The organism is Paenibacillus sp. Cedars (assembly GCF_003184205.1).
GTDB classification, from domain to species: Bacteria; Bacillota; Bacilli; order Paenibacillales; family Paenibacillaceae; genus Paenibacillus_AQ; species Paenibacillus_AQ glucanolyticus.
The window spans coordinates 4,188,177-4,213,716 of record NZ_CP020866.1 but is presented as its reverse complement, the minus strand read 5'-3'; the positions used below and the strand labels follow the sequence as shown (position 1 = coordinate 4,213,716).

Sequence of the window (25,540 nt, the reverse complement as noted above, 5' to 3'; positions counted from 1 at the left end):
TCTACTTTTTCCGAAGTTTATCGTAATTTTCTGTCTGGGGTTCGATATCGAGTTTCGTTTCATCCTTATCCTCCAAAATACCAAGGACAAGATCATCGATGTTGTCGGTTGCGGCTTGATCCGGACGGTCTGGCTCGGGAATGGGGTCAACGCCAGGGAATTGTCCGTCGAATTCGGGTTTCTTTTTGCTCATTAGGATCACTTTCCTTTCTGGCAATATTTTGGCTCAAAAGGATCGGTTCTATGTAACGAATAAACGCAGGGGAAGAAAGTGAAACAATGAAGGCATAAGCAGAATGGAAAAATTTTTCCTTCTATATAATGTAATTACATATATGAATCTCCTATATAGGAATATGCTAGAATGTACTGGAGGGATATTATACCAGGGGGTTACGATGTCATGAAGAAAAAAATGTTATGCTGTACCCTTGCTTTACTGCTTGTATCAGGCTCGGTCGTATCAGCACATCCGGGAAGAACGGATGCCAACGGCGGGCACACCTGCCGAACCAATTGTGAACGCTGGGGGCTGTCATATGGGGAGTATCATTATCATAACGGGGGAGGAAGCTCTTCCGGCAGCAAGTCGTCTTCATCCGCACCCAAGGCGAAATCATCGCAAAACAGCACGCCTAAGTCCGCGCCGAAGCCGGCTGCTCCGGCCTATGCCAAGTCCGGTCTTAAGGTTTATGTCAACGGCGGCCTGGTGAAATTTGATAGTGAGCCCTTGGTGTATAACAACATCAACTTGGTGCCGCTGCGGGAAATTGCAGAGGGAATGGGGGCTAAGGTCACCTGGAATCGTGAAGCTGCCAGCATTGGTGTGCAAAGAGGGAATCATAAAATAACGCTTACGATCGGAAGCAAAACGATATATTACAACGGTAAATCGGAGACCGTGGCAGTTGCTCCCAAGGTCATCGATGGCGTGACTTATGTGCCTGTTCAGGTATTCGCAAGAGGGCTTGGTGCTGGCATTAACTACACGGACCATGATAAAATTCTGAGAATCGCACTGAAGGAATAAAATGATGACAGCTCGAAAAAGAAGTCAAACAGAGAGGGAGAGTGCAGCTTGAGTTTTTTTGATAAATTTAAGGCCGGCGTGTCAGACGCCGGAAACAAAGCCAAAATCCTGGTTGAAGTTAATCGGTTAAAGCTGCAAAACAACGGTAAGAAGAGTGATATCGATGAGCAGCTGCTGGAAATCGGAAAAGTTGTATTTGCTGCAACTGAGGCGGGGCAATGGCCGCCCGAAGAGGAGAGCATCCAAAGCTATGTAGCCAAGATCCATCAATTGAATTTCGAAATCGAGCAAAATCTGCTTCACATCGCCAATCTTACGGATGAGAAGGTATGCAGAGGCTGTGGCAACAGCTCAGCGCTCAACGCCAAATTCTGTGCCCACTGCGGTCGTACGTTCGAAGTGATCCAAGTGCAATCGGAAGAGTTGCGCAAAGAAATCCCCTTGCTGGAGGAGACTCGAGACCAAGAGGAGCCGAAATAGTAGTTGGAGTATGACAGGATCCATATTTGTTGCTTCATGTAGAGCCGTACCCTGGTTCGGGAATGACCGGGGTATCGGCTCTTTTCTTTTGCCTGGGTGAAGGAAGCCGCATTTCATTACAGAATGATTATAAAGGTGATCTAACTCACCATAAAATCGTTATATAGTAGTATTAGCTTACCAGTTAGAGGGAGTGAGGACATATGCCGAAGAACAAGGCCTGTAATGATGAGTTTATTCAACGAGTGGGTCGAGAGGGGTCAAGGCTGCTAAAAGGTAACGTTCTAATTCTTCTATGTGTATTTCTGATATTCTTTGCTGCCGGATGCAGCGGTCCAAATCCTGCAGAGGAGGACAGCCCGCCGGAAAATCAACCGAAGAGTGCTTCAATCAACATCGTCATTTCGAGTCTCGGGATGACGTTCCCTGCAGGCATGGATGAGAATGACAATCCGTATTTAAATTACATTGAAGAGCGTACCGGACTTGAGATTGGGGTTAATCTGCCGCCGCCTGAGGTATACAACGAGAAGCTTGATGTGATTATGTCTTCAGGCAATTTGCCGGATATGCTTCATACCTATGAGCCGGTATGGTTTGACAACTATGTCAAACAGAAAGCGTTTATGCCGCTGGACGAGTTAATTGACAAGTATGGTCCCCATCTGAGAGAGAAAATTCCGCCGGAGGTGTGGGATCGGGTGAGATATGACGGCAAAATCTATGCGGTTCCCAGCTTGAATGAAGTGACCGGAGCAGAGCTCATGTATGCGCGCAAGGATTGGCTCGATCGGCTCGGCCTGAAACCTCCTGAAACGCTGGAGGAATATTATGAAGTCATCCGCGCCTTTACCCTGGATGATCCGGACGGCAACGGCCTTCAGGATACGATCGGGTTAACCCTTACCTCGAAATTGGGGCGCTCCTCCCCGTTTTTCGGTGCTTTCGGTACGCAGCGGAATATGTGGTTTGAACGGGACGGGCAGCTTGTGAACGGAAACATTTTGCCTGAAACGAAGGAGACCCTCGCATTTTTTGCCAAGTTGTATCAGGAGAATTTACTGGATCGGGAATTCCCTTTGAATTTACAGAACAATCTGTTCGAAAAAATAGAAAATGGCACGGTAGGGCTGTTCTCCGCGGCATGGTATGACACGCGGGGGCCGATTGCGGCCAACATGAACAAGGATCCGGAGGCAGAATGGATTCCGCTTCCATATCCGACTGGACCTTCCGGTTTTAAAGGGGTGGAAGGCAAGGATATTATCCGCGGCTACAATGTCATTCCGGCCAGCTCGGAAAATGCTGCCGAGGTGATCAAGATGCTGGATTTTATCGCCAGTGATTACAAAACGCTGAAGCTGGGCTTCGAGAATGAAATTTGGAAGTGGGAGGACGGGGAGATTGTTACGGATTTTACGCTTCATGACAAGCATTTATATCGCGGGATCTACCAGTCCCTGGTCGACGTGCCGGATGAATTGCTGTTTAAGGAACGGCTTGACTCGCTCGGCGACTTCAATTTATACAACAACTTGCAGATGATTAATCATCATATCATTCCCAACGCATTCTACGGAGTCCCTACACCTGCCATGACAAAGTACAACAATAAGCTTAAAAATCTGGAGGATGTGTTTACGAAAATCATTATGGGACTTGAGCCCCTGGATGCCTTCGATGACTATGTGAAGACGTGGAAGGAAGAAGGAGGAGATGAAATTACGAAGGAAGTTAATGAATGGTATGCCAAACCATGAGGACGATTTGGGCGAGGGAGGGGGAGATGGAATGATGGCGATGTTTCGCTGGATCAGGGATCGATTTTCGCAAAATATTCAAACCCGGCTGACCGGTTATTTTCTGCTGATCCTGCTGCCGCTGGTCATCATCAGCCTGTTTGCGGTAGAGCGGTCCAGAGCCATTCTCTATGAACAGGCCGTCGAACGGACAGAGATGGCCTTATCGTCTGCGATGAATCATTTTGATCTGGCACTGCAAAATGTGGAGGAGATCTCTTCCCTGATCTCGGGTGATCTTAGAATGAACGAGCTGCTCAATAAAAACAGCACCAATTTCTCACCTCAATCGATTGTGGATTTCTCCTATATTCTGGATCAGTTATCGGATTTTGTGTCGGTAAACCGGTATGTCTCCCATATTACCGTGTACCACCAGGCATCGAACATGTTTATTTCCACCCATTACGGAGGTAAAAGGTTGACGGGCGAAACTCAGCAGGAATGGCTCGTCGAAGCTGCCCGGAGAAACGGGACGGGGATTTCCTACGTTATGTCGGAATACCCTGTGGCGGAAGGCGTCTCTTTTGGTCAGATGACCAATACGGACAGCATTTCCTTGATTCGGGCCATGGACTTATATAACGGTGAACGGCAGTCGAACCTGCTGGTCGTGTCTTTCAGCGAGAGCAAGCTGTTGAATATTATCAAGACGCTGCTGCCTTCGGAGAACAGCCGGATTGCCCTGTTAAACGAAAAGGGAGAAGTGGTGGTGGAGACCGGCAGAGTGTACGAGGAGGAGATCTCCGACAAAGAGATGACCGTCACCATTGACTCGGATTATTCAACATGGCGTCTTGAGCTGGTCCAGCCGAAGAGTGAGCTGTATAAAGAAACCGATCAGCTGCGCTTGTTCACGGTTGCGATTATCGTGCTTAGCGTCCTGCTGGCCATCATTATTTCGTGGGTGGTTTACAGTGGAATTGCGTCCCCTGTACTCAAATTGGCACGCGGAATGAAGCGGCTCAGCAGCGGGGAGCTGAACATCCACGTTGATACCAAGCGAAAGGACGAGTTCGGTTTTCTTATCCAGTCGTTTAACAAAATGGCTGTGGTACAGAAGCATCTGATCGAGGACCATTATGAGCAGCAGCTGAGATTGACCACAACGGAGCTGAAATTTTTGCAATCCCAGATCAACCCGCATTTTCTGTACAATACGCTGGATTCGATCTATTGGACGGCGAAGAATTATGATGCGGATGAGATCAGCGAGATGGTCATGAATCTGTCGAAGTTTTTCCGATTGAGCCTGAACAAGGGCAGGCAGGTGTTCACGATTGAGGAGAGCATCACCCACCTGCACTACTATTTGCGCATTCAGCAGCTTCGCTTCATGGACAATTTCACCGTAGACTATCAGATTTCGGAAGACAGCAAGAGAGTACCACTCCTGAAGCTCCTGCTTCAGCCCTTGGTAGAGAATGCCATCATTCATGGCATGGAGGGGAAGTCATCAGGGGGATGCCTGAAGATTTCCAGCTGCATTGAGAAGGGGAATACGGTAGTGATCAGTGTGCAGGACAATGGACCGGGCATCGGAGAGGAACGGCTGCGTTACATACAGCATGAGCTTGCAATGATGGGCTCCCGGAGCGTGCCGGCTTCCTCCCAGGATGAGGAGAATGTGAAGGATCTGTTTGGTCTTCGTAATGTATTTAGCCGGATGAAGCTGTATTACGGCAGGGAGGCCAATCTGACGGTGCACAGTGTGTCTGGCGAAGGCACAACCGTCACCATCTCCATTCCGCTGGACCGCTGCAAGGAAGTTAATATGGAGTTATAGTTCATATCCAGTTGGCTTAAAAGGGGAGGACCTGAATGAATCTCATGATTGTGGAAGATGAACCTCGGCTGCGCAATGCACTAGCCCACAATATCCCGTGGGACAAACACGGGATTGAAGTGGTGGGAATGGCATCTAACGGAGTCGAGGCACTTGAGCTAGTGAGCAGGAAGAAGCCTGATATTATGCTGATCGATGTGCAGATGCCTGAAATGGATGGACTGACGCTCCTTGGCGAACTGCGAAGCCGGCAGGAAATCAGCAAATTAATGAAAATGATCATCCTGAGCGGACATGATAACTTTGAATTCGCGCAGATTGCGCTGGAATACGGGGTGTCCAAATATTTGTTGAAGCCGGCCGGCGAGGAAGAAATTCTCGAGGCTGTGCTGGAAGCGAGACAGCAGCTTCGAGGGGATCTGGAGCAGTGGCAGCGCAAGGCGGCGCTGGAGCAGAAATGGAAGGATAATCTTCCGTATTTGCAAAACCTATTTTTCATCCAATGGATCAGCGGCAAATATACGAGGCAGGACATTCTCAGCAAGAGCAGGGAGTTATATATTCCGCTGAAGGAGCATGACCGTATTGCGGTGGCTGTGGTGGATCTGGACCCGTTGCCTGAGCATGAGACCCGGTTTCAACGTGGAGATGTGGAGCTGCTGCAGTTTACCATGCAGTGCCTGGCGAAGGAGCTGCTGCCCCATCCTTCCCGCTGGATTACATCGGATTCGGGCAACCTGCTGCTGTTGGTGCTGATTGTGGAGGAGGACCAGGATGCCAAGGAGGCCATGCTGCGGCTGAACGCGGATGTATCCAAGCTCCTCTCGCAAACGAGGGAAGTGCTGAAGTTAACGGCAAGTGCGGGCATATGTGCATCCATCGGCACGATTGAAGAAATGAGCCTGCTGTATGTACAGGCCTGCCGGGCCCTGCAGGAGCGCGTCGTGTATGGACACGATCTCGCGATTCCTTACCGGGAACAGCTGAGACGGGATATCCAGGGCGTGATCGTGCAGCAGAACCTGGAGAAGGCACTTGAGATCGCGCTGGAAACGGCGGACGAAAGTAAGGCGCTGGAGGCGCTCAAGGGGTTGTGGGAGGAGGCCTTTACGAGATCCGAATCCTCGGACGAATTCCATGAGGCGGTTCTTTATATGAACAGTTTTTTCACCCGAATGATCCAGAAGCAGGGCTGGACGGTGAAACGCGTGGTTGGCGAAGATATCGATTATTTCCAAAACGTCAAACTGCTCAGCACTAAAATGCAGACGTTCTCGCTCCTGGAGCGAACGGTGAAACATATTGTCGCGTTTATGAGCGAGCAGCGGAAAACGACGAGCAATCAGGTGGTGAAGGATATTCTGAATCTGCTTGAGGAGGAGATGGACCAGGAGATTACGCTGCATACGGTAGCAGACCGTTTATACGTCAATTCCTCCTACCTCAGCCGGCTGTTCAAGCAGGAAATGGGGGTAGTCTTCTCTACCTATGTGCTGGAGCGCAAAATGGAGCGGGCCAAGTCGCTGCTGCAGGATGGATTTAAGGTGTACGATGCCGCCAGGCTGGTCGGGTACCGCGATGTCAGTTACTTCACCAAGGTGTTTCGCAAGTATTGGGGCGTGAACCCGGGGGAGTTTAAGGGATGAGCATGCGGGAGAGGCTGTACGGCACTACTGCACACATCTGAAGCCCGCTACGCGGTCATATCGTTCCTCCAATCGCTGTTGTCGCCGAATTTCCAGGAATGATGATGACAGCGGAAGAATTTCGGCTCCAGATTATGCTTTCGATGTGAGTTTTCCTATGGAAAACTTTCAGCCGACCGCTACCGCTTTTCCGGAATCGATACGTCCTCTCCGTTGGTACGTGCGGGTCATGCCCACAAAAAACGTATCCCCCTTTGAAGTGGGGAGAGGAAGAAAGGTGGAAGCCCGCTCCGCGGTCGTATCGTTCCTTCAATCGCTGTTGTCGCCGAAATTCCTGGGATTATGATTACAGCGGAAGAATTTCGGCTCCAAAGGCGACCACTATCGTTTTTCCGGAATCGATACGTCCTCTCCGCTGGTCCGTGGGGGTCATGCCCACAAAAAGCTTCTCCCCCTTGTAGTTGGGGGGAGGAAGAAACGTGAAGCCCGCTACGCGGTCATATCGTTCCTCCAATACCTGTTGTCGCCGAATTTCCAGGAATGATGATGACAGCGGAAGAATTTCGGCTCCAGATTATGCTTTCGATGTGAGTTTTCCTATGGAAAACTTTCAGCCGACCGCTACCGCTTTTCCGGAATCGATACGTCCTCTCCGCTGGTCCGCGTGGGTCCAAACCGCCCCAAAAAGCCTCCCCCCATGAGGGTGGGGGAGGTAGAGATGTGGAAGCCCGCTGCGCGGTCGTATCGTTCCTCCAATCGCTGTTGTCGCCGAATTTCCAGGAATGATGATGACAGCGGAAGAAATTCGGCTCCAGATTATGCTTTCGATGTGAGTTTTCCTATGGAAAACTTTCAGCCGACCGCTACCGCTTTTCTGGAATCGATACGTCCTCTCCGCTGGTCCGTGGAGGTCATGCCCACAAAAAGCTTCTCCCCCTTGTAGTTGGGTGGAGGAAGAAACGTGAAGCCCGCTCCGCGGTCGTATCGTTCCTCCAATCGCTGTTGTCGCCGAATTTCTGGAATGATGGTTACGGAGGAAGAAATTCGGCTCCAAATTATGCTTTCGATGTGAGTTTTCCTATGGAAAACTTTCAGCCGACCGCTACCGCTTTTCCGGAATCGATATGTCCTCTCCGCTGGTCCGAGTGGGTTCATACTACCCCCAAAGCCTCTCCCCCTTGAAGTGGGGGAGGGGGTAAAACGCAGCGCAGCAGAGCGCGCGCAGTACATAAACTAACCAAACGAGCCGTTCGGGGCATACATCCCGAACGGCTCGTTTGTTTATCCCTCCAGACCCAACCATCGGCAGGACGGAAGTAATCACCCGCATGGGCGCTTCAGATGGTTGTGCAGAAAGGCTAAGCTCAGCGCAGAGCAGACGAGGCGCTGCCTTTGGCGACGGTGCACGGCAAGCCATAAATCGACCGCCTAAACCCTATTGAGTAAGCTTCAACGGAGCAGGCGGAATTGTTCTGGAGAAGCGGCAGCGGTCCCCTTTATCCCCGGATTTCCACATTATCTATCCATTCAGATGAAATCCGGGGGTAACAGGGATCGGAAGAACAATCCGTATGCGGAGTGATGAACCATCCTCTTTTTTGGCAGTGTATGCTTTGAATTTCAGATTTGAATTTCGTTGGCAGCAATTAGCCGATCGTGACAAGTTAACACCTCATGAAATACCTGCCGCAACCTCATGTCATAATTACTGACGTCCATGCCCCAACACAACATCATATTACCATAAATAGTAATCATCCTCGCCTACTCAGTCTCCTCGGCGCGAATTACAATGTGTAGTAACCAAGGAGATTGAATCAATAGAGAGGGGGAGACGAGTCGATGAAACCCACGATAGAACCATCGCCGGCACCGCATAGAGAGATAAAACCAAAACGAGGATACTGGGGCCGTTTAGGGACGGACATTTGGAAAGAGTGGGATCTTTACCTGCTGCTCGTGCCGGGCATCTTGTTCATTTTACTGTTCAAATACACACCGATGTACGGGATTACGATTGCATTTAAGGATTTCAACATCTTCGCCGGATTTGCCGACAGCCCGTGGGTAGGATGGAAGCATTTCGAGAAGCTGTTCACGTCGCCGGACTTTGCGCAGGTATTCAAAAATACGGTTATCATCAGCTTCCTGAAAATCGTGATTTTGTTTCCTCTCCCCATTATGATTGCCCTGATGCTCAATGAGCTGAGGAATATGGTATTTAAACGCACGGTGCAAACCGTCATCTATCTTCCGCATTTCCTGTCCTGGGTCATCGTTGGCGGATTGTTTATCGATCTCCTCTCAACAAACGGAGGAATCGTCAACAAATTGCTGGTATCCCTGGGGATGGAGCAGATTGCTTTTTTCCTGGATAACAGCGTGTTCCGGGGCGTGCTGATCACGTCCGCAGGCTGGAAGGAAACGGGCTGGAGCACGATCGTATATTTGGCAGCGTTTACAATGATTGACCCGATGCTGTATGAAGCCGCGAAGATTGACGGGGCCGGACGCTGGAAGCAGCTGTGGCATATCACGCTGCCGGGGATCGCGCCGATTATTGTCCTGATGTTTATCCTGCGGCTCGGGAACGTGCTGGAAGCGGGAACGGAGCAAATTCTTGTCATGTATAATCCGGTGGTGTACCAGGTGTCGGATGTCATCGGAACCTATGTATACCGGCAGGGTCTCGGGAACCAGGATTACAGCTTCTCCACCGCGGTTGGCTTGTTCGAAGCCATTATATCCTTCACGTTGGTCATCATTGGCAATTCTATGAGCAGAAAATACTTACAGCGCGGGATCTGGTAAAGAAAGGGTGGCGCATATGGATCACAAAAAAGCTTTGGAAGGAACAAACACCACCCGAGGTGTCATCCAAACCTCGTTTTCGGAAAAATGCTTCTCGGTATTCAATTATGCTTTTTTCATTGTGATGGGCTTAACCACGCTGCTGCCTTTCATGAATTTGATCGCCAAATCCTTGAGCAGCGAGGGCGCCGTCATATCAGGGCAGGTAGGGCTGCTCCCGGTCGGGGTTCAATTCGAAACCTACAAATATGTGCTTCAGGATTCCATGTTCCTGAATTCGCTCAAGGTGTCCATTTTTTTGACAGTGGTTGGAACGGCCTGCAGTCTGTTCCTGACTACGCTCACGGCTTATCCGTTGTCCAAATACCGACTGCGGGGACGAAAAGGACTGCTGTTGATCTTCGTATTCACGATGCTCTTCAGCGGCGGCCTGATTCCGACTTATCTGCTTATGCAGAACTTGAACTTGGTAAACTCCTTCCCGGTGTTGTTCCTGCCAGCGATGGTGAATGTGTACAACATGCTCATTATTAAAAACTATTTCGAGGGTCTTCCGGATGAGCTGGAGGAATCCGCCAAGCTGGACGGCGCGGGGAATATCCGCATCCTCGTCTCGGTCATTGTGCCGCTCTCGCTTCCCGTCATGGCAACGATTGGATTGTTCTTTGCGGTCGCTTTCTGGAATGACTATTTTGCGGCGATGATCTACATTACCGATCCGGCGATCAAACCCATGCAGCTATACCTGAAGGAGCTGCTGGTTTCGTCCAGCGGGGACTTCCTGAAGGATAATGTCGACGCCGCGATTAACGCAACACCTCAGTCCATACAGGCTTCTTCGATCCTGCTGGCAACGATCCCGATTTTGCTGGTGTATCCATTCCTGCAAAAGTACTTTGTCAAAGGCGTGCTGGTAGGTTCGGTTAAAGGTTAGATTCATCAGGTGTTTCTTAAGAGACAAGGAAGTACCGGAGGGTTACCTGCCTTATTTCGCAGGAAAAATGTTCGCTATAAGCGGTCGATCTTCAGAGAAAGCACGTCGATAGACGTTTTTCTTAACATTATTATAATTTCCGGGGTCCCCACAAAGTACCTGAATGGACTTCGGAGCAAGGCCCCACTTTGTGGGGTTCTCTGATAAAGGTGGTGATGCGCTTCGTATTGCTCAGGTGGCAGGATTCATTGAATTTCTCAATCACAAGGAGGGTTATCCATGATTAAGATTAAAAAATCCGCAGTATTGGCTGGAATTCTCGGATTTACGCTGGCGCTGTCCGGATGCGGCGGCGGGGGAGGCGGCACGACCGATACACCGGCGGCCCAGCCTTCGGATACGCCGGCTACGACCCCGAAAGATGAAGGGGACGGAGGGAAAACTGCCGAAAAACCGGGTCTGCGCATGATTATGCAATATGGATTGTTTGATCCGAAGACCGAATACGTGGCCAAGTACATCCAGGAAAGAACCGGATTCAATGTGGAATATGAACTGCTGCCGGCAGAAAATGCGGACGAGAAGCTTAACCTGCTTGTGTCCAGCAAAGACAATTATGATCTGGTGAAATTGAATGCAGCCCAGTTCTACAATCTGGCATCTGCGGGAGCACTTGAGCCAATTGATGAGCTGCTGGAATCCCACGGCAATTATATTAAGCAATCCATTAAGCAGGAATCCTTCGGAAGCGCAACAATTGACGGCAAGATATTCGGCATTCCTGAAACCGGAGCAGGCGTAAGCATCGGTGAGGAGCTGGTGGTCAGACAGGATTGGATGGATGAATTGGGACTGTCCACGCCTACGACCGCAGATGAGCTTTACAATGTGCTCAAAACGATCAAAGAGAAGAAAAAGGTAATCCCGCTCACGATGAGCAAAGATTCCCTTTATGGCGATATTGCCACAACATTCGGCATTTTGACGGATTGGAAAGAAGTTGACGGCAAGCTTCTGCATCGGGCAGAGCAGCCTGAGATGAAAGAATATATTACGTTTATGAACAAACTGTACAAAGAAGGCTTGCTCGATACCGAAACGCCGATCAATACGGCGCAGAAATCCATCGAGAAATTCTCGGGCGGCAATGCTGCGATGTATAAGCTGGCCTGGTGGAATGCAGGAACAACGATTGCAGCTCTGGAGAAAAACTTCCCGGATGCCAAGACATCCATCATTCCTTATCTGAAAGGCAAGGATGGCAAAGCCGTTGTCGGGGCCAAGGCGAACACTACTTGGTATGTGGCCATTCTGAAATCCTCGAAGAACAAGGATGCGGCCATGGAATTCCTGAACGCGAAGATGGAGCCTGAGACGTTCAAAGGCATCGCGCTGGGTAAAGAAGGCGTCCATCATGAAGTGAAGGACGGTAAGTACTATCCAATTCTGCCGATCTTTAATGATGAGCTCAACAATGCAAGCAGTTTCCTGACAGGTGTCGATGAGGAGAAATATCCGATCTACTGGCAGGCGCGTGTACGTAAAGATCCAATTCTGCAAGCGCATTTCGAGGCCTTCCAGAAAAATGCCGAGGGTATTATCGTAGTGGATCCGATGTCAACGGCACCGCCAATCGAAGCTGTATCCAAAAATCTGCTGAAATTGACAACCATGCTGGATGACAATGTGCTGCAATTCATTTCCGGAGCGAAGCCGATTGATGCATACGATCAATTCCTTGCTCAATGGAGAGCTGAGGGTGGAGCCGATATGGTAAACGCAGCGAATGAATGGTTTCAATCCACGAAGTAAATGATTTCATTTGAAGAAGCAGTCTGCATTTGCAGCTGCTTTTTCAAAATTAAGAATAAAGAGGTGTTGGTTGAATTTAAAGAGCACGGTTCATTCTTAATAAAAGAAGGGTGGTAATCATTAATGTATCGTTTATTTCGCAGGCGGATTGCTCTGCTACTCAGTCTTTCGCTGATCGTATCACTCATCGTGCCGGTTGGTTCTTCCGCGTTCGCGGATAACGAAGCTTCCCCGGCTCAAAGCGCGAGTCCCGACCCGGTTACGCTGGTCTCCCAAGGCGGACAGAGTCTGGAATTTACGGATATTAACGTGGCAGGTGACCCGCTGGAAGGGGAAAATGATTATTTGGCACTGTACACCAGCGGTGCAACCGTTACGGGTTCCGTATATACCGGCGAGGTGTGGGTTCCGACGCTGCAGGTTGCGGTTGCTGTGGATGCAAGCGGCATCGTGCAGGATATCGTTGGACCGGACAGCGATCCGCCGACTGCCTGGGATCCCGGCACATTGCTGCCGATTCCTGTTGGGGGTTACGTTGTTGTAGCTGGCGGCACCAATGCGTGGGATCAATCCCTTTTTCAGAAACCTCTCTTTAATCATAACAAAACGGGAGACTCGGTGAAGCTGATGCAAGCTGGAGTAGAGGTGACTGCGGCCGATTTCCTGCCGGGGCAGCCAGGCCCAGGTCCGGATCCGCTGCCGCCGGAGCTGCATCTGATCACACAAACGGATACGATTGTGGATATTCCGGTCATTGAGATTGCGGGTTTTGTGGCGAACTATGCCGAGGACCTGGATTTACGCGTCACCGTCAATGGCGATGAGAGCACGCTTACAGCGGATGGGGTGTTTCGCACGAATGTTTATTTGGAACCGGGTCCGAACGCAGCTGAAGTTAAGCTGTTCAAGGGAGAGGGCGAACTGGCTGCTCAAACGCTGAACATCGTGTATGAACCGATTGAGAACCAGGATTATATTGAAGTTGAGGCGGCGCCAAAGGACATTACCATCGACATTGAAGGTCCGCGCAAGCAGCTGGATTACGTTGACAAGGATGTCACGGGCGTGCCTAACATCGTGGCGGTATTTACAAGGGATTATGGCACCTCCATCACGATTCCTCAGACCAATGTTGCCGTGCAGGTGGATGCCAACAATCGTGTACTAAGGGTCATTAATCCATCCATCGACGGCAAACCTCCGGTATGGACTGGACCGACCGATCTTGAAATACCTGAAGGCGGTTATGTGCTGATGGCACAGGACAACAGCTATGCAGGCAATAACATCAAGCGGTATTTGGCCGAGAACTTTAAGGTTGGGGACATGATTAAGCTGCGCAAGAACGGAGAAGTGGTACAGGTACGCGACATCATGAGCGGCAACGGGCTTATTGCCCGGCTTACGCTGGATAACCAGGCGATGTATACGGTAACGGAAGGCAGCACCGTGATTTCTGGCCGCATTGACAACATGGACGATATCACGGCGATTAAACTGCTGATGAACGATAACGAGATTTCTTTTCAAGCAGATGGTTCATTCTCCTACACTTATACGCTTGCGAATGGGACCAACTATATCGAAGTCAAAGTGCTGAAGAATGACATCGAGCAGGATGTTCGTCATCTTGCGGTGTTTGCAAGACCTGGATTTTCCCCGGAAAAAGAAGTTATTCTCTGGGTGGACCAGGCTTCCAATGCGAGAAAGTTCAAAACCAGCGAGGATGTTCTGGCTTTTCTGACAAAAGCCAAGGAGACGGGTGTTACTTCGATTGCGTTTGATGTAAAAGGCGTTGAAGGGTATGTATCGTATAAAAAGAATGACCTGACAGGCAGACCTTACGTCAGTGAGATCAAGGCACCCGAAAAAGCGGGAGCAAGCCCGGATCTGGACCTGCTGCAGGAGTTCATTGACCACGGCCATGCGCTTGGTTTGGAGATTCATGCGGCAATCAACGTGTTTGCCGAGGGATCGATCGCTCATAACGAGTATGCGGTTCTGAACGATCACCTCGACTGGGAGGAGCGAGTGTATTTTCCTGAAAACAACGGGGAGATCAAGCGTCTTCGCGAAAGCAAAAAGCAGGGCTTGGTAGCCTTTGTCAACCCGTCCAATGACGAGGTTCGAAATTATCAGCTTAGAACCTTTGAAGAAATCATGAAGAACTATGATGTGGACGGCGTTATCCATGACCGGAGCCGGTATGACAACGAAGGGGCCGATTTCAGTGACGAAACCCACGTGAAGTTCGAGCAGTTTTTGCAGGCCCGGGGCAAGCAGCTTGTCAACTGGCCAAACGATATCTTCTACTATGAAAACAATGCAAGAGTATACGGCCCACTGATTCAGGATTGGTGGGAATTCCGCTCAGGGACGATTCAGAGCTTCTTCGGCGAAGTGAAGACGCTGGTGGATTCCTACGAAGCGTCAAAGGGAAGAAAGATCGAAGTCTCCTCCTATGTAGGATCCTGGTACGAAACGTATTATTTGAACGGCGTTAACTGGGGCAGCAAGAACTTCCGGTTTAATCCCGCGCTCGGCATGCCGGACGAATCGGTGTATACGCCGGAATATTATCAGACCGGGTATATCGAGCATTTGGATTTCCTGATGATCGGGGCGTATCAAACCACCAGTCAGGAAATTCAGAAATACATCACGCTTGGCAACATCGTTACGAACGGGGAAATTCCGCTGTATGCGGGCATTGCGATGAACAATGTGCAGGCACCGGCCGTTCAGCGCGAAGTGTTCCAGGCGGGCTTGAAATCCACGAACGGACTTATGCTGTTTGATGCATCCCAGGTCAACTGGCCGATTGCGGCAGCTGCTCTGCAGGATAAGGAGTGGGTGAAGGATTACCAGCTTGGCATGAGTTTGCCTGGAAGTCCGGATTCATTCCTCGAAGGCAATTTCTATAATATTAACCGGATTGAGGGCAACGTCAATGTGATGACGGAGGCCTTCGGTTACTCAACCGGTACGAACCGCTTCGGGGTTGAAGTGGTTGTGGACGCCACGGGTCACGTCACACGCGTGGTCAATCGGAACCAAGCCATTAAATGGAGCTGGGGATCGCCGGAGGAGAACAACAGCGTCATTCCGCAAGGCGGCTTCGTGATTTCGACGCTGGATCCTTCAGGCACAAGAACGCTGCGGCAGCTTGTTGCCAATGCCTATAATACGGGCGACCAGGTTCGTTCGGCGGTACTAAGCGGACTGATGGATGATGAAGGCAAAGAAACGCGCGACAGCCAGCTTGCATTAAAAGGCATGGTTGAAGTTCTGGGACCAGGCAAAGCAACCGTGAAGGTTAATGGTGCGGAGGCCGTCATGTCAGCGAGCGGAGAATTTACTGCCAATATTCCGCTGGCGACCGGTGTGAACTCCATCACGGTGGATGTATTCGTTGACGAATACAAAACAAACAGTAAAACATTTGAGGTGATCCGGACCTCAACGGGTGATGGCGGATCGGAGCCAGGCCATCCAGGTTCTCCGGGCAGCGGCTCCGGTTCATCCGGTGGAACGACATCTCCTAAACCACCTGTGCCAGAGCGCCTGAGTATCAAAAAAGAAACGGCTGAGGGTGGTCGTACGGTCATCGTAGCGGATGCAAGCGAGAGCGCCATGCTCGCGGATGTGGAACGTCTCAGCAAACTGCCTGCGGCCTCGCGCCTGCTTACGTATACGGTGACGGACACGTCGGATTCCGTCGTTCTTCACTTGCCGGTTCAGGGACTGAGCGCTGCGGTGAAGGAGCTACCAGGGGGATCCATCCTGTTGGAATCCTCCCTTGGCCGCTTGGAAATTCCGCTGCAGTCGCTGACGGAAGCGCTGCAGCGTCGGGGGGCGGCCGATAGCCTGCAAATTCGCATCGGTTTTGCTTCGAAAGAAGAAGAGGACCGGATGAAGGCAGCCATGGAGGATGGAGCCTCCATGCTGGATGCGTCGCTTGCCTTAACCTTGGCTTGGAAACAGGGTGACAAATTATCGACGCTGCCAGCACTGAAGGGAGCTTACGCGAAGTTTACCAAGGTGCTGTCCCGTGTCGTCAGCCCATCCCAAACGACGGTGTTACGATGGGATCCGGCATCCGGCAAGGCAGTGTTCGTGCCGGCACTCATTCGAACGGCCAACGGAAAATCCCATGCGGAGTTTAAATGGACGGAGAGTGGAGTGTATTCCGTTGTCTCCTATGCGAAGACGTTTGCGGATTTAACAAGTCATTGGGCACGCGAGGACGTATCGCTGCTGGCTTCGAAAAAAGTGATCGAGGGTTTAAGTGATACGCGTTTTGGTCCGAATGAGCCGATCACGAGGGCGCAGTTTACCGCGATGCTCGTTCGTGCTCTTGGACTGAAGGAGCAGGGAGCCGATGCGGGCTTCCAGGACGTGAAGACAAACGATTGGTATGCAGCCGCTGTGGCCACTGCTGTGGAGAATGGGCTGATCGAGGGCTTCAGCAATGGTACGTTCCGTCCGAACGAAGAGATTACACGTGAGCAGATGAGTGTCTTGCTGCTCCGGGCGCTGAAGCTTGCCGGAACGGAATTGGAGGCAGGAGACCCCGCATCTATATTGGAAGGATTCAAGGATCGCGACAGCATTGCAGCCTGGTCGGAAGAGGCCGTATCGGCCATTGTAAGATCAGGCCTGATGGAGGGACGTTCGGCCGACAGGTTCGTGCCGGGAGCTCATTCCACCCGGGCTGAAGGAGCGGTAGTATTAACCAGAATGCTGCAGATGGCAGAATTCATGAATCGATAAAGTCAAAATCCCCGTTCGTTATCAACGAACGGGGATTTTTTATGTATTAGGCCTCTGGAATAGCACAGATCTTGATGCAGCTTTAGTCCGAAGCAGCCGAAAACAGGTGTCAATTGCTATCCGGGCTACCTAATGAATTCAGGAGCTCCGCCGCGATTAAAGCGAATGCGCCAATTACCAGCAAAACAACAACCATGATAATAACAAATGTCTTACCGTTCATCATATTCACCTCTTGATCGGTCATTTTTTTCATATAAAACCGATTATTTCAAATAATAGTAAATATTTCGTTTACTATCTTTATTTTAATAATGATAGGATTTAAACCGTATCCTGGCAATGGATGAATCATTGCTGCTTCTGTTAATTATACAATACATGAATCCTATTTGAATGGAATGGAAAAATTGAAAAAACCTCTAAAAATCACTCTAATCGTTTCTATCATCTTGAATGTTTTATTGTCTGCTGTATTTCTATTTCAATACACACATCATAAAAATAATTATGGAATCGGAGATACCAACTCGTACAGAATATTTATCCACAGGCTTGAGTATTTCAGTCAAACGATGGGTGAGGTCGTAGAAACAAATGGAAAAGTTGAAAATATGAATCTGTTGATTAACGCAGATGAAAGGCTTAACTTATCCATTCATTCGTTTATACGATTTGAGAATTCTATGGCTTCAACCAAGATGAACTCGCATAGCATAGAACTATTTTTATCTTATATCGACGAGGCAATGTTTGAACGGATGTCTGCATTTAATTTAGAAGATTATGATATTAGCACGTTTGAAGACTTGAAAAACCGAACAGATGAATTGCTCCGTCTTTTGCCTGATGCCTATAATCCTCAAGATCAAAAACGATTCATTGAAACTATAAACGATATCATTCTATAAGGTTTGCGTATCCCTTGTCTATTCCAGCGACTCATAAATTTGAGCGAGCATATCGCTCGCAAACGACATGAGTTCATCCGGTGCGGAATCCGCAGCATTACGGGCACCGCCGCTATATTGAGCTAAAGCGCGCTGAATCAAGGGACGATACTTGGAGGGGAGTGCGTGCAGGCCCCATTCACCGCCTTCTTTTTTGGAGGATACCACGCCCTCCTTCAGATAGTACAGCACTCGGCACAGGTTCAGCGTATAGTACATGGGTGAGTTGGTGATGTCCTGCACCGCTCCTTCCACATCCTGTACAATCGCCTGGATGTAATACTGCCGGTCGATAAGATCAAAGATTTCTCGAACCGGTTTCCCGTACAAAGCAATGCCGCGATGATAGATCACGGTGTAATGAGCGGCCAAGTCAGCGTCCTCGAATCCACCACAAACATATTCGTTGTCGGTCAGGTACCTCTCGCGATGAAAGGCGGAATAGTGGAATTCGAACGGGGGCGGATACACGAAATTCTGCAGGCTGGATTCCAGAACAAGGCTAAGCTCCAATCCCTGCTGATTGGGCATGGTATCGTGTAAATCAATGATGTTCTTGGCAAGCCGTCTCATCTGCTCCCGGGTCAGCTTGTCCCGTACCACGAGCAGCAGATCCACATCGCTGGTGTCCGGGTTGAAACATCCCATTGCCAATGACCCATGCAAATATATGCCGACCAGATTGCCACCAAGCTCCTCTTTAAATAATTCTACAACACGATTCAAAACCAAGGGTGTGTCCAACTTGATGCCCACCTTTAACTTATGTGATATTCATCCATTATGTTTGGGGATTATTTCCTTGTCAATTGGCGGCGTTGGCTGCAGCCGTTACAGTAATTGGGGCAGACTACACCTGGCAAGCAGGGGAATTGTACCTGTGCATCGAAGTGAAACAGTGGACTATTTATTTGGTGAAAGGACGGAGTTATGGCTACATTGAATCAGGACCAACCCGGCGCTGTCGAGGTATATGCAATCAAGAATTCGGACCATATCCGTGATGAGACGTTCCGAGCCTTATTCCTGACGTTGTCACCCCAAAGGCAGGACTACGTATCCAAATTCAGAAGGGTGAGCGATTACCACCGCTCAGTGCTTGGAGATGCCATGGTCCACCGGGTTCTTCGAGAGAAGCTGGGGCAAGGTCGCAATCACATAGAAATCATAAGAAATACATATGGCAAGCCGTTCCTGAAGGATTATGAGAACCTGCATTTTAATATCTCGCATTCAGGGCATTGGATTGTGTGCGCCGTCAGCCATGAGCCCGTCGGGATCGACGTGGAGAAGATGGAGGCCATCGATATGGATATCGCCAAGCGCTTTTTCCATAAAACCGAGTTTCACGCACTGTTAGACCGTGATCCGTCGGCGCGGCTTTCTCACTTCTTTGATCTGTGGACGTTAAAGGAAAGTTATATTAAGGCAGTGGGCAAGGGGCTGCACCTGCCGCTGGATTCTTTTGCATTGGAATTGAAGGAGGGCAAGTGGGCACCTGTTGTTGGGGAGAGTGGAGAGACGTATTCTTTTAAACAGTATGCACTGGAAGAAGGCTACAAGCTGTCGGTATGCAGTACCTGCCAGCATTTCCCCGAACGCATCCGGTTCGTAACGGCTGAGGAGTTGTGAATAGTCAGGAAAAAAACCAGCCCAGGGGATGGCCCCTGAGCTGGTTTTTTGGCGTTTCTGTTATGAGTGGGATCAGACCGGGCGCAGTGCCGGCCACGCAAGCTCAATCCCTGCACTGACCAGCCTTTGCTGGAACGTGGCCAGTCTTTCTGCATCGTTTCGCACGTCTGTCGGCAGGATGTCTTGATCCAGACAGTAGCTGATGCAATAACCGGCGGCTTCGCCGATGTTCCATTCAACGGGATGCAATCGGTAACAGCCATTGGTGATATGGGTTACACCTATGTTCTTGCTTGCAGCCAGCACATTCTTCATCCGTTTCGGGATTAAGCTGCCCAGCGGAATCTGGAATGGCAGGGAAGAGATATCGATGTAAGGGCGCTCTCCGGTGCTCGGGTGTAAGTCGATCCGATAACAGCCGATGCCGACCGAATCCTGGAACGTCTCGGCAACACCGTCCGGCCGCGATTCAGTTGCCACATGTTGTTCCAGTACCGTAAACTCGGCTTGAATTCTTCTGGATTCACGGATATAAGGATACATGGCCATTCCGTCTTCCGTACCCACAACATCCGGCCGCAGGCGCAGCCCGGGGTAGCCCTGCCCGCCATCCGGCCGCGGCACCTCGGTTTGCAGCCAATACAGCAGGGACAGGCTCAGCTGCTTGGCCTGATACATACGATGGTCCGCGTCTTCCTTCGGTACATCGATAATGGAGCCCAGCCAATAGTCGTTTTGCGGCCAGTTTACCAGAGAAACCGGGCCTTCAAACGTGCCTTCGGCAAAATGCTTCGGGTCCAGAATTTGCCGGTATTGAAAGAGAGGGAATTTGCCGTGGCCCGGAAAAATCTCATACTCAATCGGCTCATTCGTGGACGGCTTGACGGCGGTCAGGCTTAACAGCTTATCCGGCCAGAAATCGGGCTTGTAATCGCGCCAAAAATCATACAGCTCTGGCTTCTCAATCGTATGGTCCTCGCCCTCCAGATAATCCACGGCAAAACAATACGTGAAGCCCTGCATGTCCTGCGGCAGCGGCTCCCCATCGACGGCATGCGGTTCGCCTGTCTGGGATTTGGACTCCGCTCCGGTAACATATTCGATACCCGCCAGCGGAAGCAGGTCCCCGAGCTCGGTGGCATCCACGAAGTACGGGGCCTGGAGCAGGATTTGATCCTGGGTCTCAAGATGTTGAATGGTTACGCTGTTCACGTGATCCCCGCTAACGTCGGCAGACACCGCCGCATATCGATACAGGATCGTGAGCCGCCCGCTGTGAATATAGGGGGCCAGCATTTGTTGCAGCACAGCTAATGCGGTCCGGGGCTCATGGCATAACCGGCTGACAATGCCGCTGCCGGGGTTTAGCTGTACATTGGATCTTGCTTTGGGAGTCATGGGGAAATGATCGCGATAGTACTGGCGGACGCCTTCGCGGAACTGCCTGTAGCTGCGCGTGCAGCCAAATGATTCAATCCATGGATGCTCGTCGGGCGGAACCGCCTGGCTTGTCAGCTGTCCTCCGATCCAGGCGGTCTCCTCCGTCATGATGACGGTTTTTCCTGATTTCGCAGCGGCGAGCGCGGCAGCTGTTCCACCTGTCCCGCCGCCGAGAATGACGATATCGGCCTGCATTTGTTGTGTCATTACACAGATTCTCCTTTGGGGATGGTTTAGAGTGATCCACATGATCAGAACAAAAAAGTGACTATTCTAATTGTAGGTTCTCTACCAAAGGAAAAGTACGGGACACAGGTGACCTTTTTTGGTAATTTGATGCGGTATTGCTACGGTTTAAGGCGCGGCTCTGTACTTGCTGCGATATTGTCCGGGCGTCATTCCCTCCAGCTTGCGGAAGGAGCGGATAAAATTTTGCGAATTGTTGTAACTCAGCTTCTCGGCGATATCCTTAATCGGCATATCTGTTTCGACAAGCCACTTCTTGGACATTTTGAAGCGGTATTGGGACAGGTATTCACTGAAGGACATGTTGGTTTCTTTTTTAAATACACTGCTTAGATAGAAATTGTTGTAGTGCAGGCGTGACGCGCATTCCTCAAGCGTAATATTGCGGTCAAATTCATTGCGGATCATCTCAATCATCTGCTCCGACAGATTCTGATATTGGGAGTCTTGGCGATCCCGGAATACACTCACCATCGGCCGGATAATACGGGATTTGAACCAGCTCTCGATATCGGGGTTAGTATAGAGCCGAAGGAGCTCCTCCACCAGGGAGCTGTCCCGGATATCAAGCTGCTCCAGCATGATCCCGTTCTCTTGCATCACAATCATCAGATCATTCAACAGCCGGATGAGCGAGATTTGGTAATCATGGGGCGTGCGATCCTTGCGAAACACTTCATCAAGCCACTGCTTCAGCAGCTCGATGGCCCGTTCCTCGTCAGCCAGCTTAATGGCATCAATCAGCTCGTTCTCAAGCTGCATCGGATAGAAATAGACCCGCGTATGCTTGCCGGAGTTGAGACTGAAATAGGGAATGATGACGCCGGTGCCGAGCTTGATGCGGTGCTTGAGCGCTTCGAGCCCTTCCTGATACGCGCGTGATGTTTTGGATAAGCTCTCATATGGCAAACTGATGCCGATGCTGACTTCAAGATCCAGGACATGGCGGGTCGTTTTCTGGATCTCTTCAGATAACGTATAGAGATCATTATTGAATTCCTCCAGGGAAATCCCGCCCCGTCCGATCAGTGTAACCTGCGTTAGGTCAATAATGACGGACGGCAGCCGATGGGCGGAGGGGATCATCTCCTCAATAATATTGTTGATGGCAAACAGCAGCAGATCGGAATCCTTGCGTTCATAACGCGTTTCATCCAGCATGTCGATCTGAAGGGTAAACACCGCCAGGTGCTCCCAAGCGGATACTTGCTCCTCGAAGCCGAACAATTCGATTTGTTCCATCACTTCCTGGGGACTGATTTTGCCGAGGAACAGTTTATGGAGGAAAAAGGTGCGCAGCTGCTGGCTGGTCTGCCGCAGCTCGCTGCGGAGCTTGGTGTTCGAATTGAACATATCACGGATATGTTCATCGATGACTTGCAGCTCGCTCTTTTTATTCGCTTGAATTTCCGGCAGGCGCTCTACGATATGTTGGAAGATGCGGCGGATGGGTGTATACATCTTGCGGGTACCTACCCATACCAGCAGAACGCTAAGGCCGATCATCAGCAGGCAGATATACAGCGTAAACCAGCCGATGGAGCGGGACTCCTTGGTAATGGCGGACATTTCGGTGAAGGAGGCATACAGCCAGCCGTTAAAATCGGACCGTGCATAGGTAACCGACACCGGCTTGTTATGTATCTTCGTTTCGAATTGCCCCGACTTGCTGTCAAAATGGTTCAGCGCCTCCTTCGCATACCCGTTATCCGTCAGGTACTGACCAAGCTTCGCTTGCTCGGGATGCACGATAATCCGGTAGTCATGGTCCAGTACCATCACCTCACGGGAATCGGAAGGGCTGTCCATCATCGCGGCGAGACTGCAGCTCGGAATGGTGGCAAGTGCGACTCCCCGGGCGATGGAGGCGGAGAGCGGCATTTTCTTAACAAGCGCAATAGTGTAAGGGCAGGCATAACTGAGCGTATCGCTGGAGCCAAGGGATTCCGTATCCAGCATCACCCAGTTGGAATTCCCCTGAAGCTCCATCAGTGTCAAGAGTGTATTTTTGGAAGCGTATTCATTAAATGGGTACATGCCCCGATTGTTGATCAGCCAGTTCGTGGTTGTATTCGCGAGAATGACATCCGTTACTTTAGTTTCAGGAGACTGCAGCAGGCTCATTTCTTCTCTCAGCTTGTTATACAATTGAAAGTCATAGTAGGACAGCGGCCGATACAGCGCACTTTGCAGAATGTTGGAATTAATCACGTAATTAAGTGTATAGTCCACCGTCCGCAGCACCTGCTCCAGATTGCTGTTCGTTTGATTCATAATCTGAATATTGCTGCCGTTTACATGGTTTTGCACAGAGGTTGATGATTTCATGAACGAGAAGAAGCCGAGGGCTGCAAGAGGGAGGATGCTGATGACACAGCCGAACAGGACCATTTTAGAATAAAAGCTACTTTTTGGATGCAATAGGTTACACCTTCCCATTTTACAAAGTGTATAATCATTGTATGGGCAACCCTGGTTTCATTCAATAATCATTTCGAAATGAATAATCACTGTATTTGATCATCATGGGCTTATCATGTAAAAAGATGTACATATGGTATGATCATCCCATTCATATGGGAATTGCAAGAAGCATGGTGGGAACGGAGGTAGAACGGAAGTGATGACCCGTCTGTCAAACTATGTATTTCTTACGCTGGCTGTCCTTATTGTCTCTGCTGCTTGCCTCAGCATGGCCAGATCCTCAGGCGAGGATGACGGAAGTACGTCTTCTGGTCGATTAACCAGCATCTCTATTATGGCCAACCTGCACACCGCACAGGTTCCATCCGACTGGATTGAGAAATGGCTTGAGGAACGAACGGGCACTCAGCTGGACATTCAGTGGGTTCCGGACGGCAGTTATGACCAGAAGGTATATGCTTCGCTTGCAACAGGGACGCTGCCGCAGGCGCTGTATTTAAAAAATGCCGCATCCTTGTCCTATTTCAGAGATGAGATTCGGAGCGGGCTCTTCTGGGAGATCGGACCGCTGCTTGCGGACTATCCGAATCTAAAGAACCTGAAACCGGAGGTTCTGAACAATACCTCCATTGACGGTAAACTGTACAGCCTGTATCAGGAGCGCGCTTTAGCCCGTCAAGGCATCATTTACCGTAAGGATTGGGCAGACCGACTTGGGCTTTCGGCACCGGAAACGCTGGATGAGCTGTACGAAATGCTGAAAGGGTTTACATACAATGACCCTGACAACAATGGCGTTGATGATACCATGGGTTTGGCGGATCGGAATGATCTGATCTACGGGGCATTTAAGACCATCAGCTCCTATTACGGAACGCCGAATAATTGGGGATGGTACGATGATTCATTGCAGCCCGAGTTTGTGTTCCCGAATTATATGGAGACCATGAAGTTCTTCCGCAAGCTCCATAGTGAAGGACTTATGAACGAGGATTTTCCGATTACCAGTAAAACGGATCAGCAGGAGCTGTTTGTTACGGGAAAAGCCGGCGTATATATCGGAGCGATGGGGGACGTGCTGTCTTTGGAATCCAGGCTTCTTGCCCATGATCCAGCAGCAGAGCTGGATGTGCATAATCGGGTGCTCGGACCGGAAGGGTACGGCATATGGGCCTCGGAGGGATATGGGACGGTGATCTTGTTTCCGAAGTCCGCCATTGCAACGGAGGAGGAATTGAAGAAAATCCTCTCCTTCTATGATGCGTTAATGAGTCCCGAGCTTGCGAATCTGATTTATTGGGGAATCGAAGGAACCCATTACACCGTTCAGAACGGCAAAGCCATGGCGGTGGATGCTTTTGAGCTTAAGGAAAAGGACGTAAAGCCTTACCAGGCCCTGATGGTCGGAGGATTCAGCACCATACCGGGCATGCTGCAGCCGGTTAACGCGAATAAGGTCAAGGATAAGGCAGAGCAGCTGATTTATGATAATGAAAGCTTCCTGATCTATGATCCGACCGGCCCGCTGGAATCTCCGCTGTACAATGAGATCGGAGTCAGATTGAATGAGCATATGCGGGACGCCGCATATCAATTCATGCTCGGCATGATGGATGAGAAGGGATATGAAGCCGAGATTGATCGCTGGCTTGAAGATGGGGGCAGGCAAATTATCGAGGAATATAATGCGTCTTACCGAAGGACGGTTGGGGCGTATCTGCATGAGTAAACCGCTGGGGAGCACGTTCCCTGGCGGTTTTTTTGACTTGGCGCGCGA

18 protein-coding genes are annotated in these 25,540 nt (G+C 50.2%); 12 read left to right on the top strand and 6 right to left on the bottom strand.

The annotated features are described in order from the left end of the window. Position 1: 1 nt before the first annotated feature. Positions 2–193, bottom strand: a complete 192-nt coding sequence (locus tag B9D94_RS21175; protein ID WP_006208925.1) for a hypothetical protein — start codon at positions 191–193, stop codon at positions 2–4. Between the two features lie 210 nt (positions 194–403). Here B9D94_RS21175 and B9D94_RS21170 point away from each other — a divergent pair, with 210 nt between their 5' ends. The 5 genes from B9D94_RS21170 (at position 404) to B9D94_RS21150 (ending at position 6,741) form a co-directional block, all read left to right on the top strand. Continuing rightward, entirely contained in the window at positions 404–1,030 is a 627-nt protein-coding gene (locus B9D94_RS21170) for a stalk domain-containing protein (protein WP_006208926.1), read from the top strand. A 48-nt stretch (positions 1,031–1,078) separates the two neighbouring features. Continuing rightward, a complete protein-coding gene (locus tag B9D94_RS21165) occupies positions 1,079–1,510 on the top strand; it encodes a hypothetical protein (protein ID WP_006208927.1) in 432 nt (143 codons plus the stop codon). 203 nt (positions 1,511–1,713) lie between these two features. Beyond that, complete coding sequence (locus B9D94_RS21160) at positions 1,714–3,270, top strand: extracellular solute-binding protein (protein ID WP_006208928.1); 1,557 nt, start codon at positions 1,714–1,716, stop codon at positions 3,268–3,270. Between the two features lie 31 nt (positions 3,271–3,301). Then, complete coding sequence (locus B9D94_RS21155) at positions 3,302–5,095, top strand: sensor histidine kinase (RefSeq protein WP_172964067.1); 1,794 nt, start codon at positions 3,302–3,304, stop codon at positions 5,093–5,095. A gap of 35 nt (positions 5,096–5,130) precedes the next feature. After that, positions 5,131–6,741, top strand: a complete 1,611-nt coding sequence (locus tag B9D94_RS21150; RefSeq protein ID WP_063478903.1) for a response regulator transcription factor — start codon at positions 5,131–5,133, stop codon at positions 6,739–6,741. 346 nt (positions 6,742–7,087) lie between these two features. On the opposite strand, the gene B9D94_RS31105 is transcribed toward B9D94_RS21150, so the two are convergent. After that, entirely contained in the window at positions 7,088–7,255 is a 168-nt protein-coding gene (locus B9D94_RS31105; RefSeq protein ID WP_159063512.1) for a hypothetical protein, read from the bottom strand. 338 nt (positions 7,256–7,593) lie between these two features. Next, complete coding sequence (locus tag B9D94_RS31100; protein WP_172963979.1) at positions 7,594–7,737, bottom strand: hypothetical protein; 144 nt, start codon at positions 7,735–7,737, stop codon at positions 7,594–7,596. Between the two features lie 846 nt (positions 7,738–8,583). Between B9D94_RS31100 and B9D94_RS21145 the strand changes: the two genes are divergently transcribed. The 5 genes from B9D94_RS21145 to B9D94_RS21125 all read left to right on the top strand — a co-directional run bounded on the left by B9D94_RS21145 (position 8,584) and on the right by B9D94_RS21125 (position 17,982). Further along, on the top strand, positions 8,584–9,552 hold the full coding sequence (locus B9D94_RS21145) for an ABC transporter permease (protein WP_148247931.1): 969 nt from the start codon (positions 8,584–8,586) through the stop codon (positions 9,550–9,552). Between the two features lie 16 nt (positions 9,553–9,568). Continuing rightward, complete coding sequence (locus B9D94_RS21140) at positions 9,569–10,486, top strand: carbohydrate ABC transporter permease (protein ID WP_006208934.1); 918 nt, start codon at positions 9,569–9,571, stop codon at positions 10,484–10,486. Positions 10,487–10,765: 279 nt separating this feature from the next. Further along, positions 10,766–12,298: an extracellular solute-binding protein gene (locus tag B9D94_RS21135; protein WP_148247930.1), complete on the top strand. Its 1,533-nt coding sequence runs from the start codon at positions 10,766–10,768 to the stop codon at positions 12,296–12,298. Positions 12,299–12,421: 123 nt separating this feature from the next. Then, positions 12,422–17,071 (top strand): S-layer homology domain-containing protein, encoded by a 4,650-nt coding sequence (locus tag B9D94_RS21130; RefSeq protein WP_148247929.1) that lies wholly within the window; start codon positions 12,422–12,424, stop codon positions 17,069–17,071. A gap of 410 nt (positions 17,072–17,481) precedes the next feature. Then, positions 17,482–17,982 (top strand): hypothetical protein, encoded by a 501-nt coding sequence (locus tag B9D94_RS21125; protein ID WP_172963978.1) that lies wholly within the window; start codon positions 17,482–17,484, stop codon positions 17,980–17,982. An 18-nt stretch (positions 17,983–18,000) separates the two neighbouring features. Here the strand turns inward: B9D94_RS21125 and B9D94_RS21120 are convergent, their stop codons facing one another. Continuing rightward, a complete protein-coding gene (locus B9D94_RS21120) occupies positions 18,001–18,765 on the bottom strand; it encodes an aminoglycoside adenylyltransferase domain-containing protein (protein WP_036644574.1) in 765 nt (254 codons plus the stop codon). Positions 18,766–18,951: 186 nt separating this feature from the next. Between B9D94_RS21120 and B9D94_RS31960 the strand changes: the two genes are divergently transcribed. Next, positions 18,952–19,653, top strand: coding sequence for a 4'-phosphopantetheinyl transferase family protein (locus B9D94_RS31960; protein ID WP_148247927.1), 702 nt, complete (start codon positions 18,952–18,954; stop codon positions 19,651–19,653). A 72-nt stretch (positions 19,654–19,725) separates the two neighbouring features. Here B9D94_RS31960 and B9D94_RS21110 read toward each other — a convergent pair whose 3' ends face one another. Both B9D94_RS21110 and B9D94_RS21105 read right to left on the bottom strand, forming a co-directional pair. Continuing rightward, positions 19,726–21,300, bottom strand: a complete 1,575-nt coding sequence (locus B9D94_RS21110; RefSeq protein ID WP_063478908.1) for an FAD-dependent oxidoreductase — start codon at positions 21,298–21,300, stop codon at positions 19,726–19,728. A 147-nt stretch (positions 21,301–21,447) separates the two neighbouring features. Further along, the gene (locus B9D94_RS21105; RefSeq protein ID WP_172963977.1) at positions 21,448–23,760 is read right to left on the bottom strand and encodes a helix-turn-helix domain-containing protein; all 2,313 of its coding nucleotides are present in this window, start codon (positions 23,758–23,760) and stop codon (positions 21,448–21,450) included. Between the two features lie 202 nt (positions 23,761–23,962). Between B9D94_RS21105 and B9D94_RS21100 the strand changes: the two genes are divergently transcribed. Next, on the top strand, positions 23,963–25,492 hold the full coding sequence (locus B9D94_RS21100; protein ID WP_148248834.1) for an extracellular solute-binding protein: 1,530 nt from the start codon (positions 23,963–23,965) through the stop codon (positions 25,490–25,492). Positions 25,493–25,540 lie beyond the last annotated feature (48 nt).